Raw genomic sequence first — 12,033 nt, 5'->3', positions numbered from 1 at the left:
TTCCGCGCACGCGCCCGAACACGTGGCGCCAAACGAAAAGGGCGCCGGAGCGGATTGCCCCAGCGCCCTAAAATGCGTTGGAGAGAAAGTCCGCTCCAACGCCTTCACTTCGCTCTCAGATTTCAGGCCGGGGAAATTCCCAGCGCCGCAAGGATTTCCCCGCGCTTGCTGTCGGCGAATTCCTGCCGCTGCAAGGTGCTGAGCTTTGCCCAGCCTTCGCGAAACTCCTCAACTCGCTTCTTCATCTCATCGCGCACGCTCTTGACGGTCTTCTTGTCGCAACAACAGAGCTTGCCGATCTTGGTATCGCTGGCGTCCGGATGCCGATTGATCTTGCGTTCAATCAGCGCCCGCTTTGCTTTATTGTCGAGATTGCGTCGGTGGTCGTTTCGAGAAGAAACGTATTCCTCGGGATCGATGCTGCCCAGGAGGTGCTTGAAATCGCATGCGGTGAAGCGGTGCCCGGATTCTTTGGCAGCCCGGTAGCGATTGCGGCCATCAAGGATCTTGCCCGCATAGAGCATGATCGGTTCAAGGATGCCGTGCTTGCGGATGTCTTCGACAAGGCTATCGAACTCGTCGCCCTCAATCAGCGGATACTCGTTCGCAAGCTCATGAAAGTCATACTCGAAGCTTGGCATGGGCATAGGCCCAGGTTTGAGAATGCTCATTTCGCCTCCCTCCGCGCGATCATGGCAGCCAAAGCCGCCTCGCATTCACTGCGGAGCCACCGCGAGGCGTTGGGGCCGACCTTGATCGGCGCCGGGTAGCGCTTAGCGGCGATGCCGCGATAGATGGTGGAAGCATCGAGCCCACCGAAAAAGGCGCAGACGGTCTTAAGATCCAACAGGTCATCATTGCGCAAGGCAGCAACTGCCCCGCGCTGTTCAAGCGCGTGCATAAGGCACTCTCCGTTCTCGTGTGGTGAGCCCTACTTAATTCCGAAGCGTACTTCGGATGGTGGCTGCTTTTGCCTTAGGGCATCGTGGACGCAAGCTTGGCATGCGGTCGCAAGAAACGGAATGGCGAAGTCAATCCCCTCGCCAGAGCACCACTAGAGACCTCACCCGAACGTGATCGGCCAAAGGCGCGGCTAAGCGGTCGCTTCGGCCTCGCGAGTCACCCGCACCAGCCTCAGTGCCATGGGCCGCCCGCTCACGATGCGATCGACCAAGCCGGCCAGCGCCGCGAACGCCGCGCGCTTTTCATCGAGGTATTCATATCGGTCGTAGGTCTCGCGAACGCCCCCGATCACATGGCCCAAAGCCCGCTCGGCATGGTCGGCCGGGACCTTGGCGCGAGACATCAGCGAGCGGGCGGTGCGGCGCAGATCGTGTAGGGTCCATCGGGGCATTGGGTCCCTGCCCTCGCCCTTCCTGATCTTGGTAATCTCTGCATCCAGCGCTTTCTTCGCCTTCGCGAAGCCACTGAACGGCTTCTTTCCGGCGATGTTGCCCCCGGTCGCACTTGAGAAAACGAACCACGAGTTGCCTTCGAAGCCCTCGGGCTTGGCCCCGATGAGCGCCCTAGCCTGCCGGCTGAGCGGAATCACATGGTCCAGCTTGTTCTTGTACCGCTCGCCCGGGATCGTCCACAGGTCGCCATCTAGCTCGGCCGAGTTCATCCCGGCCGACTCGTTGCGGCGGGTCGCGCACAGCAAGAGCGAGCGGACGTAGGCCGGGTAGCAGGCCGGCAAGTCGGGCGCGGTGTCCAGAGCGGCCCATACGTCGCGGATTTCATCATCCGCAAGGATGCGCTTGCGCGATCGCTCTTTGGGCTTGGTACGGGCCATGCCCCGGACGATCGGGGACTTGAAGTCATCGTCCCGCGCGGCCTGCCAATTGAATGCCTTCCGAACGTGGGCCAGGACGCGATCGGCCATGACCGGGCCGGCTTCGTCCTCCACGGCGTCCAGCATCTCGACAACGTCGCGGCGCTTTAGGTCATAGATCGATTTGTCCCCCAGCCGGGGACGGACGTAGGCGTCAAAGGCTCGCGTGATTTGGTCGGCACTGCGGAGCTTGCTGACGTGACGCTTAACGAAGGCGTCCAGTACGGCATTGACGTTCCCGGCCTTGGCGGCACGGGGGTCACGGGGCGGATCGGCCTCCAGATCGGCCCGGGCCTCATCGGCGCGGGTGTGCGCACTAGCCAGCGATATGGCCGGATACGTCCCGAATGTCATCCGGACGCGCTTGCCGGACCATGTGAAAAGGTAGGTCCAAGACTTCGCGCCTGACTGGCTCACTCGCAGCGCAAGGCCGGGGTAGTCCTCATCGAAATAGTCGGTCTGCACGTCGCCTTCCGCCGCCTTGGCGTGGGCGCAAAAGCGGTCTGTCAGCGAACGTTTTGGCAAGTGCGGCCCCGTACCTTTAGCGTACCTTTTAGGTACATGTGCACGCGCTATGATGCGCTTCCCGGAGCCGAAAGGCAATTGCTCGCCACTATAATTTGTTCTTAATTCAATGACTTATAGCGATCCTCTGCGACCCGATGCGCTTGGGCGCGCTCCCCTGCAAATCGCCAGGACCATAACTTTTAATCACGGGGTCCTGGGTTCGAGCCCCAGCGCGCTCACCAAAAAGATCAGCAACCCGATCGCCGGCGCCTGCCCATTTTGCTTGCCAGCAATCGAGCTTGGGATGCGGCTGCAAGATGCGCACCGTCGAGGTCGAGAGTACCTGCACGCCTGACTTATCACCCTGGCTATTCGATAGAGAACTGACAGAGCGCTTTCATCGCCGGTCCGGTAACGAACATCGGCGTGCTTAAGCGTGTTGCCCCCGCCCCATCCTTCGCGCTCGCCGCGGCGCATAGGAATAGGAACATTTCCAAGCGCGGGGAATCTTACTGTCGCAATCGGTCCTATGCTGCTCGTGGATCGAACGATGGAAAAAGCTCTTGCCTATGCCATCTCGGCGCTCCTCGTGGGCTTCGGTGCCTGGATACTCATCGCTGGCCTTTCCTCCGGTTCACCCGTCCTCTGGACTGTCGTAGCGCTGGTCCCAATCACGATCGGACTCGTGAGCGCTTTTGGTCCGGTGTGAGTGATGGGGGAAAATCGGCGATGGGTCAGCGCGTCTGCATTTTCCGAATCGACGTTCCGTGGTCGCTCCGCTCATGCGTCGCGTTCAGGGGTGTAGGTGTGAGCCAGTTTCTATCGATGCTGCTGCTAGTGGCCGCCGTCGTTCTGACCGTCTGCTTCGGGGTGGCAGCCTGGCGCCTCTCTGACGAGAAGGATCTCGACGTCACCGGCCAAATCGCACGTCCGTCTTACGGATGGAAGGCATCTCCGACGCGGTAACCCCCGCCCTCGGCCATCCACCCGGCTGCCGAAGGTGCCTTACGTTCCGGCGCCTTTCTGTCGCTCCAGCATCGCCAGCTCGATGTGTTCCGCGAGCACAGTCAGATGATTGGCCAGCCGATCAAACAGCTCGCGCTTGGCTTTGTCGGTCGCAAGATCGCGGATCAGTGCGCACTCGGCCGCGTCCGTCCGCAACTTCTCTAGCTGAGCCTGGTAGTCTTTCATCGCCCATTGCCCAATTGCCACTTTTTCCCGAATAGTTGGATAGGGAAACTGCAGAGTCAATCCAGCTTGCGGACGAAGACCTGCTTGCGGGGGAAGACTTGGCGAAGGCCCCTCACCGCTGACGCAACTGAGCCGCAAGACGGCCCCGGCCGTGGGGGGCTAATGGGGGTAAGGCCGGGGCCGCCGGAGGCGCTCGACCTTAAGGCCGAGCAGATGCGAGCTTACTCATAGATCGAAGCGCTGCTCTGTTCGCTTCAGCACATTCGGCGATGTGTTCCGGACGGGAACATCGCGCGGCATAATGCCTGTTTTTCCCGATCAAAGGAAAAGCAGAACGAGCATACCGGATCCGGTTCAGCGGTCGAAAGTTGAAAGACAGAGGAAGCGCACCGGGCCTGAAACAGGCGAGCCCCGGGTCGTCCGGCGGCGCCGGTTTGGCGCGGGCACAGTGCCAGGCGATCCGCTTGACCCGCCTTCAGCTCTCCGGAGCCGGCGGCGCGGCCGGCACGCTCAGCGGGGCTCCTCCAACCGAAACAGGCCCTAAGGGCTTCGATTCCCGCGCCAGCCGTTTGCGCATCGCTGCAGACAGTCCATAGCGCGCATTCGCTCGACGAATGGAGGACGTCACGTCCGACATCATCACATTTTGCAGCGAGTCGACCTTCGCGATCAGCGTAGACAGCTGCGAAGATATCTTCCTCACATCGACCCGCTCGTCCGTGATGCTCTGTCTCAGGGACAGGAGCACCATTGAATCCTGCTGCAGCAAAGCTGCATTTTGCTGCAAGGCGTTGTTGCTCTCCTGCAGTGACGCCGTGTGTTGCTGCTGGGTCGACTGAATATCCTTCAACGCAGCGACGACCGGATCCGGCTTTGGCGCGGACGATTCCGGGCGTGGAAAAAGTTCGGCGAACTTGCGGACATTCAGCGACGGAAGATCGGACGGCCATGTGTAGACGGCCGCCGAACCGTTGATGGCGAGGGCACACACCGACAGGGCCAGGATCGATTTGCGGCTCGACCGCCTGGTCGGCACAGGAATTTCGGGGGCTTCGGGTTCGGGGGCTGCGGCGGCTGCAAGTGCTGCGGGGTCGAGTTGTTCGACAAGGCCCTGCGCTTCGGATGTCGTGGTCATCAGCATTGACCTCATGAGCGAGCAAAAGGAAGCCGTCGCCGGAACGTCGTCGCGACGCCTCCTTTACGCAGCACCCATACACAACTGCCTAAAATTGTGAGCTTTTCTGATTAATTCCACGTTAGCGGCCTGACCGGCCGACGGGCCCATCTACCCCGGCCGATTACGGGGTCAATGCGATGGAACCAGGAATGGGCACCTGCTTCGAGGCGCGACAAAAGCTGCAGACAACGCCCTCAGATGATGTAGGATTCAGGAAAATGGGAGGAACGGCATGTTCGAAATCAACGGTTTCGACACGGCAGGCGTCGTCAGCCTCAAGCGGCTGTCGCTCGCGGCCGCCCTGAAGAAAGCCAGGGAGCTCGTCGCGGACGGGTGCTGGGACGTCCAGATCGTTGATCCAAACGGCCGGGTCTACACCTCATTCGAGGAGCAGGCCGCCTAACCGCCCTGCCTCAGTTGCTCTGCACCAGCTATCCGCCACGGCCGACATTGGACGAGGCGTTATTCAGCCAGCGCTGCGTGGCTTCATCGCTCCAGCCCGGGACCGCGAAGCGCGCCCGGGGATGCATATCCGCGCCGGGACGGTCGGCCGCGGGATCGCGCGGAGGACGCATGCGTGAGTCACGCGCCGCTGCAGCGTCCGCAGCGGCGCACAGGACGATCAAAAGGCCCATGGCCAGTAAGGCGCGCATCGTATCGGTTCCGATCGGGCAACGGTCCGGCTTCATGTGATGCGCCAGCCATCCCGCCGCAATCTGATGCGGCGCCTATTTGAAACCGAAGGCCGGTGCCGTTTTCACGCGTCGTCCAGCGCCTCGAACAATTCCTCCACCCGTTCGAACGGCGCATCGCGCATCGCGCTGTGATAGACGACGCGATCGCCGTCGCGCTGGAGTGACTTTCCTCTCGATTTCCGCAACCGTCCGGGCAGGAACGTCGCGGCCACCGCGCCGGGGCCGACGTCGAGGCGGATGATGCCGCGTCGCTTGCATTCGATCCTGAGCTTGGCCGCGGAGAAGAAATCGCGCGCAACCTTCGGCAAGGGTCCGAAGCGGCGGGAGGTTTCCTCCTCGAGGTCGTCGAGATCGTCCTCGTTGCTGCATCGCGCGGCGCGCGCATAGAGCTCGAGCCGCACCGGCTCGGACTGCACATAGGTCTCGGGCAGCATGTCTCCGACCGGCAGGTTGAGGTCGGGCACCCACACCGCGGCACGCTCCTCGTCGACCTTCTCCGAGGCCATTTTCAGGAGGTGGCTGTAGAGCACGGGCCCGAACACCTGGACATGGCCTGATTGCTGCTCCGAAAACAGATCGCCCGCACCCCGCAGGTCCAGGTCGCGCTCGCTGATGGCAAAGCCCGCGCCCGGCCGGCTGAACTCCTCGAGCACGGCCAGCCGCTTCTCGGAATGCCCGGACGCCGTCTCGGTCAAGAGATGGGCGAAGGCGCGGATGCCGCCGCGCCCGACCCGCCCGCGCAGCTGGTGCAGCTGGGCGAGGCCGAACTTCTCGGGCCAGCACACCACGATGGTGTTGGCGCGGGGAATGTCGAGGCCGCTCTCGACGATGTTGGTCGCGAGCAGAACGTCGGCCCTGCCCTCGACGAAGCTCATCATGCGGTCGTCGATCTCGTCCGCCGCCAGTCTGCCGTGCAGGCACACGATGCGAAGGTCGCCCGCCACCGCCTGCACGCGCGCCAGCATCGGATCGAGATCCTGGATGCGCGGGCAGATCAGGAAGCTCTGGCCGTGGCGGCGCTGCTCGCGCAGCAGCGCCGAGGCAATGGCGGCATCCGACAGCGGCGCAATCCTGGTCGCGACCGGAAGCCGGTGCACCGGCGGCGAGGCGATCACGCTGAGATCGCGGAAGCCGGCAAGGCCAGCGGCAAGCGTCCGCGGGATCGGCGTCGCGCTCATCATCAGCACATGGACATTTTTGGCGAGGCCGGCGAGCTTTGCCTTCTCGGCCGCGCCAAAATGCTGCTCCTCGTCGATGATGACGAGGCCGAGATCATCGAACTTCACGTCCTTCGCCGTAAGCGCCTGCGTCCCTACCACGACCTTGATCCGGCCGCTGCGCAGGCCCTCCCTGGTCTCGCGCAGCTCCGCGCCGGAGGTAGCCCGCGACAAATTCCCGACCTCGATGCCGAACGGGGCGAAGCGCTTGCTGAACGTTGCGACATGCTGCCGGGCCAGCACCGTCGTCGGCACCGCGATCGCCACCTGCTTGCCGGACAGCACCACGGCGGCCGCCGCGCGCAGCGCCACCTCGGTCTTGCCAAATCCGACATCGCCGCAGACCACCCGGTCCATCGGGTGACCGGACGCGAGATCATCCAGCACATCGTGGATCGCCTTGGCCTGGTCTGTTGTCGTGAAATAGGGAAATCGCGCGACGAACTTCTCGTAGGCCGATCCCGGCGGCACCAGCTTTTCCGCGCGCCGCCGGCGGCGCTGGCTGATGTGCTTGGCGAGCACCTTGCCCGCGATCTGGATCTCGCGCTCGGCCTCGCTGCGCCGTGCCCACCATGTGCTGCCGTCCGCCTTGTCGAGCGCCAGCTTGCCGAGCTCGGCGGCGTAAGGCCACATCAGCGCCAGATCAGTCGGCGGCACCAGAACCGCATTGTCGCCCGCGAACTTCAGGCGGATCATCTCGCGCATTGCGCCGCCGCCGGTGTTGACCGTCTGCAAGCCGTCGAGCACGGCAAGGCCGCGCTGGAGATGAACGACCACCGTGCCCTGCTCCGGCACATCGGCATGGTCGAAGGCCGCGCTCCAGGCGCGCGCCATCGGCTGCGCATGATGCGCCCGGCTGCCGAGCACGTCGGACGCCGTCACGACGACGAGAGGCTTTCGCCCCGGCACGACGAAGCCCGCATCGAGATCGGCCAGAAGTGCCGCCTCGCCGCTTCCCCCGCGCGTCGCCTCGTCCCAATCCTCGCAGCGCTGCGCCTTGACGCCGCTCATCCGCTCCATCACGCGCAGATCGTCCTCTTGCGCGGCGACGAGGATCAATCGCGAACCGGCCCGCCGCGTCTCCTCGACGAAGGCACGCAGCGCCTTCCTTGCGGATGTCAGCTTCGAGAATTCGGGCACGGCCTGGAACGATGCGGTCCGCGGCAACACGTTCATGCCCCTGGAGAGCTGCTTCCAGTCGCGACGTCCGAGATATTCGCGCTCCCGCTCCGCCCGCGGCGCGGCCTCCTCGATCGTATCAAGCCAGCCGTCGGCATGCGCCGGTACGCCTGCATCAGCGATCCATTTGGCGCGTCCGCAATAGTCGAACAGGCGCGCGCGCTTGCCGCCCCTGCCGGCAAAGCCAAGCCGCTCCGACATCGGATCGACCACGAGCTCCTTCGTCTCGAAGATGATGTCGTGCTCCTTCGGGTCGAACGCCACGATCCGGTCGATCGCGCGATCGGAATGCTCGATGCGGAAAGGGCCGAGCGCGCCTGCGGGAAATATCTCGAAGGTCTGTCCATGAAACAGCGCCCCGCCCGGATAGTCCGGCTCGTCGTCGAGATCGTATCCGAGGGATTCGAGGCGGCTCTCGAGCTCCCGCTCGGAAAACGCGCCGCCCACTTTCAAGCTGAGGCTGAGACGCAACAGGCTCGCCGGTGGCGGCAGGCGCTCCATGACGGCTTCCGCGGTCGAGACGAGAAACAGCGGCCTCTTGGATCTTGCAAGGCGCCGCAGCACGGAGGCCCTGCGCCCTGCGAGTTCGTGCGAGGGCTCGAGCTGATCGAACGGCAAGGTGTTCAGCCGCGGAAACACCAGCACCTCGCAGGACGGATCGAGCGCATGAATGACGCTGCCCAGCCGCTCCGCCCTGCTCTCGTTCTCGGCGAGAAACACGATGCCGCTGGGTCCGGACTGCTTCCATTGCGCGAGCAGGTGAAGCGCCATCGAACCGAGGGGCGACGACGACGAGATCGCGGCGCGCTGCGCCCCCTCGCTCTTCCTTGGCGACGCCTTCGTCTTGAGCGATGCCTTGGTCTTAAGCGTCTTGGTCTTAAGCGTCCTGGCTTTGAGCGATGTCCTGGACTTGGGCGATATCGTGGTCTTTGGCGATGCCCTCTTTGGCGATGCCTTGGCCGCCCGCGCCTTCTTTGCAAGCCTCACGTGAATCCGTTTCTGGTCGTAAACCGCCGCCAACTGAACACGCGCCGCTCTCGTTTCGATTCGGCGACGCGCCGCCATCCATATGGGATTTGCCCGGCGAACGCACGCCTTGCGGCAACGTTCCGTGCATCCACGGACGGGAACCGGGCCCCGTTCCGAAGCATATAACGCGGCGCGGGATCGTGCTTCATTTGCGGGAAAGGCTGATGCGATCGAAGACCGCATCGCCAGCACGAAAAACCCCGGCGCTTGGACGCCGGGGCGTTTCGTCAAAAAATGATTTGGTCAAGCAATGTGCCTTCATAGCAGCGAACTGATCGAGCGCTTGTGAACTGGTTCACACGCACTGTCAGCGCAGCTGCGGCGGAACGGGGTACCGCGGGGGCTCCGATTTGAGCGTTGGCACGCCGCGCGCTAGGATGCTTTTTTTCGGAGGCTCATTTGAAACCATTCATTTTCATCGCTGCCATCGTGTTGCTTGCAACCACACCCGCCCGCTCACAGGCGCTGGTCGATCCCAGCAAGGTCGCGCCCGAATTTCGTGAAGCTGCCGAGAAGCGCCGTGCCGAGCAGATCCGGCAGCGCGAATGCGCGCTGAAAGCGGATCTCGAGAAGGTGCTGCCGAGAGATCGCACCGCATTTCTCAATCAGTGCCTGGAGACCATGGCGGCCAAGCAATAGCTTCGCCGCGCGCGTGACGCGAGCATCGCCGACATGCTCGCGTCCGCTGCATCGGCTTGCGGCAGGCTGGCGGTGAATCCGCAGAAGCCCTTCAGGCTTTCTTCAGACATTTGCGATCAGCATGACGATGCATTTCCATCAGTCATTGTCGATCGCGCATGGGCTCCGTCCAGATTCAGTGCACGCGCTGCAAGAACGTGTTCCGCGATCGCGCCGCGCGGTTGCAGGACGGCTATTCCAGACAATGTCCGAGCTGCGAGGTGGTGCTGTTCTTCGCCGAGGATTCCCAGCACCCCTTCGTCAAACGCGCGATGCGCAATGCGCGCAAGGTCCGCAAGGAGCAGCGCGAGGCCGAGGCCGTGAGGCGCGCCGCGCCGGAGCCGCGCCTGGCGCAGTCGAGGTCGTTCACCGGGCGGACGCAATCGGCGGAGCGAGAGGACTAGCTCAGCTCCGCCGCCGCTTCCTCGGAAACAGGCGGTCGCGGATGTAGCGCGAGGTCGGCGTCAGGCGAATGCCGCGCGGCTTTTGCCAGGCGGCACGGTCGATCTCCTTCTTGTCGCCGATCGCCAGCCTGCCCTTGGCGCCCTTGGCGATGAAGATCGCATCGCTCATCTTGCGACCGGAGCGCTTGTTCCTGGCCTTCACTTCCTTCCAGAGGCTGATCCTGCCGAGCTTCAGCTTGGGCAGCTCCTCCTTGATCTCCCGCCGCAGGCAATCCTTCTCGGACTCGCGCGCGCGCTTGCGGCCGCCCGGGAACATCCACAGGCCGTCCGACCGGCGTCTGACCAACAATACCTTGCCGCGCTTCGCGGCAACCAGCTTGGAAGACTTCGCCATTGCTGTCGCAATCGAGAATAGAATCGTCCCGATCGTAACTTGTCTAGTTGGATAGACAAGTTAGGGGCGCGTCTTGACCACAGGCTGCGGGCCGTCAGGCCGGGCCGACCGAAGAGCGCAGGATCGCGCCGCTCGGGTCGCGATATCAGCCTTCGCCAGCGCCCGCCCCTGCCTCCGCCTGATCCTCCGTCCTGATCCAGGCCATCATCATCTCCCAGGCCACCGACAGGATGATCGGCCCGATGAACAGGCCGACGATGCCGTGCGCGAGCGTGCCGCCGATCACGCCGACGAAGATCACGATGGTCGGCGTGGTCAGGCCGCGTCCCATCACCAGCGGCTTCAGCATGGTGTCGATGAAGCCGACCAGGACCAGAAACACCGTCAGCACCAGCGCCGTGGTGACGTCCTTGGCGGTCCAGATCCAGATGATGACGGGCAGCAGCACGAGGAAGGCGCCGATCTGCACGATCGAGAGCAGCAGCACGATGAAGGCGAGCAGACCCGCGCTCGGCACCGCCGCAAGCTTGAAGCCGATGCCGGCGAGCAGGGCCTGCACGATCGCGACGCCGATCACGCCTTGCGCCACGGCGCGGATGGTCGCACCCGCGAGCCCCAGGAAATGCTCGCTCTGCTCGGGCACGATGCGGAACAGGAAGCCGCGGCCGGCCGCGACCAGCCGCGGCCCATGCGGAAACAGGAAGCCGGCCACGAACACCGAGACTAGAAACTGGAGCGTACCGACGCCGGCATCGCCCGCGAGCGACAGCAGCGGCCCCGCCAACGGCTGAAGATACGGCGCCACCTCGCGCAGCACTGCGCGGATGTTGGTGTAGGCCTGGTCCCAGAGCTCATAGAGCCAGGGACCGACCAGCGGCCACGATTTGAGCTGCTCCGGCGCCGACTGCAGCGCGAGGTCGCCGGTGCCGAGCTGGTGCGCCAGCTCGCGCACACCGTCCACCGCGCTGATGCCGAGCCAGGTCGCGGGGCCGATGACGATGCCGAGCGTGATGAGGGTGAGGATTGCCGCCGCAGTCTTGGGACGTCCACCGAGGATTTTGGCGACCCAGCTGAAGGCCGGGTAGAACGCCACCGCGAGCACGCCGCTCCAGGCCAGGATCGGCACGAACGGACGGATGATCAGGAAAGTCCAGATGATCAGCAGGGCCAGCAGGCCGAGCCGGATCACGAGCTGGATGATGTCCTCACCCGTGAGGAGCTGGCGGAGGCTTTTCACGGGCACGACCTTCCTTGCGGCATCGACGCGGGTTCCGGCACTTGCACGGGCAGCCGTTATTGCCAGCCCCGGGGCGGGCGTCAAGACGACCGCCCGCGCGTTCGGGACCTGCCGGCCGTCCGTTTAGGAACGCATCGGGCCCAAAAGCATTCCGAGAAAATGCCGCGCCGCCCCCGAGAGCCCGATCAGCATGCGGGAATTCACCGCGGCATCCGCTTTTCAATCAAGCGAAACGGCGCTCCCGGTTATTGGCACTATGCCTACGCGATCGCTGACAAGGTCCGCACCGGCCGGGTGCAAGGCAGGCTACCGCAGCTCGCCATCCGGCGCGTGCAGATGCGCATCGACCGCGACATGCGGCCGGGCCGGACCGAGGGCTGATCCCGCCATGACGCCGGCGCGGTTTGGCTAACGGCGATTAACCGGATTTCCCTGGGCCGGTTTACGCCGATGCAAAGGCCCGCTCCTACCCTGCAGCGAGGTCCCAGGAAACG

At 64.0% G+C, this 12,033-nt stretch carries 13 protein-coding genes; 4 read left to right on the top strand and 9 right to left on the bottom strand.

From position 1 onward, the window contains the following. Window positions 1-122: 122 nt before the first annotated feature. From JQ603_RS02705 to JQ603_RS02685, 5 genes are all read right to left on the bottom strand, one after another. Complete coding sequence (locus JQ603_RS02705) at window positions 123-671, bottom strand: ParB N-terminal domain-containing protein (protein ID WP_212336264.1); 549 nt, start codon at window positions 669-671, stop codon at window positions 123-125. Next, window positions 668-901 carry a helix-turn-helix transcriptional regulator gene (locus JQ603_RS02700; protein WP_212336262.1) on the bottom strand — a complete coding sequence of 78 codons (234 nt, stop codon included), beginning with the start codon at window positions 899-901 and terminating at the stop codon, window positions 668-670. The genes JQ603_RS02705 and JQ603_RS02700 overlap by 4 nt, the downstream gene beginning before the upstream one ends. 192 nt (window positions 902-1,093) lie before the next feature. Then, window positions 1,094-2,356 carry a tyrosine-type recombinase/integrase gene (locus JQ603_RS02695; protein ID WP_245003357.1) on the bottom strand — a complete coding sequence of 421 codons (1,263 nt, stop codon included), beginning with the start codon at window positions 2,354-2,356 and terminating at the stop codon, window positions 1,094-1,096. A 987-nt stretch (window positions 2,357-3,343) separates the two neighbouring features. Beyond that, the gene (locus JQ603_RS02690) at window positions 3,344-3,529 is read right to left on the bottom strand and encodes a hypothetical protein (protein ID WP_212336260.1); all 186 of its coding nucleotides are present in this window, start codon (window positions 3,527-3,529) and stop codon (window positions 3,344-3,346) included. Between the two features lie 475 nt (window positions 3,530-4,004). Further along, the gene (locus tag JQ603_RS02685; protein ID WP_212336258.1) at window positions 4,005-4,670 is read right to left on the bottom strand and encodes a hypothetical protein; all 666 of its coding nucleotides are present in this window, start codon (window positions 4,668-4,670) and stop codon (window positions 4,005-4,007) included. 268 nt (window positions 4,671-4,938) lie between these two features. Between JQ603_RS02685 and JQ603_RS02680 the strand changes: the two genes are divergently transcribed. Then, complete coding sequence (locus tag JQ603_RS02680; protein ID WP_212336255.1) at window positions 4,939-5,109, top strand: hypothetical protein; 171 nt, start codon at window positions 4,939-4,941, stop codon at window positions 5,107-5,109. Window positions 5,110-5,137: 28 nt separating this feature from the next. On the opposite strand, the gene JQ603_RS02675 is transcribed toward JQ603_RS02680, so the two are convergent. Together JQ603_RS02675 and JQ603_RS02670 are read right to left on the bottom strand one after the other, a co-directional pair. Beyond that, the gene (locus JQ603_RS02675; protein WP_245003356.1) at window positions 5,138-5,395 is read right to left on the bottom strand and encodes a hypothetical protein; all 258 of its coding nucleotides are present in this window, start codon (window positions 5,393-5,395) and stop codon (window positions 5,138-5,140) included. Between the two features lie 68 nt (window positions 5,396-5,463). After that, a complete protein-coding gene (locus JQ603_RS02670; RefSeq protein ID WP_433996627.1) occupies window positions 5,464-8,862 on the bottom strand; it encodes a DEAD/DEAH box helicase in 3,399 nt (1,132 codons plus the stop codon). A 363-nt stretch (window positions 8,863-9,225) separates the two neighbouring features. On the opposite strand from JQ603_RS02670, the gene JQ603_RS02665 reads away from it, so the two are divergent. Together JQ603_RS02665 and JQ603_RS02660 are read left to right on the top strand one after the other, a co-directional pair. Then, window positions 9,226-9,465 (top strand): hypothetical protein, encoded by a 240-nt coding sequence (locus JQ603_RS02665; protein ID WP_212336253.1) that lies wholly within the window; start codon window positions 9,226-9,228, stop codon window positions 9,463-9,465. Window positions 9,466-9,623: 158 nt separating this feature from the next. Further along, the gene (locus JQ603_RS02660; RefSeq protein WP_212336251.1) at window positions 9,624-9,908 is read left to right on the top strand and encodes a hypothetical protein; all 285 of its coding nucleotides are present in this window, start codon (window positions 9,624-9,626) and stop codon (window positions 9,906-9,908) included. A 1-nt stretch (window position 9,909) separates the two neighbouring features. Here JQ603_RS02660 and JQ603_RS02655 read toward each other — a convergent pair whose 3' ends face one another. Both JQ603_RS02655 and JQ603_RS02650 read right to left on the bottom strand, forming a co-directional pair. Then, a complete protein-coding gene (locus JQ603_RS02655; protein ID WP_183239114.1) occupies window positions 9,910-10,302 on the bottom strand; it encodes an NUDIX hydrolase in 393 nt (130 codons plus the stop codon). Between the two features lie 145 nt (window positions 10,303-10,447). Then, window positions 10,448-11,545 (bottom strand): AI-2E family transporter, encoded by a 1,098-nt coding sequence (locus JQ603_RS02650; protein WP_212336249.1) that lies wholly within the window; start codon window positions 11,543-11,545, stop codon window positions 10,448-10,450. Between the two features lie 153 nt (window positions 11,546-11,698). Between JQ603_RS02650 and JQ603_RS02645 the strand changes: the two genes are divergently transcribed. Continuing rightward, the gene (locus tag JQ603_RS02645; RefSeq protein ID WP_212336247.1) at window positions 11,699-11,920 is read left to right on the top strand and encodes a hypothetical protein; all 222 of its coding nucleotides are present in this window, start codon (window positions 11,699-11,701) and stop codon (window positions 11,918-11,920) included. Window positions 11,921-12,033 lie beyond the last annotated feature (113 nt).

Source organism: Bradyrhizobium liaoningense (assembly GCF_018130825.1).
In the GTDB taxonomy this organism is placed as follows: Bacteria; Pseudomonadota; Alphaproteobacteria; order Rhizobiales; family Xanthobacteraceae; genus Bradyrhizobium; species Bradyrhizobium liaoningense_B.
The sequence above is the reverse complement of the archived record's forward strand: the minus strand, read 5'-3'. Positions and strand labels throughout refer to the sequence as shown.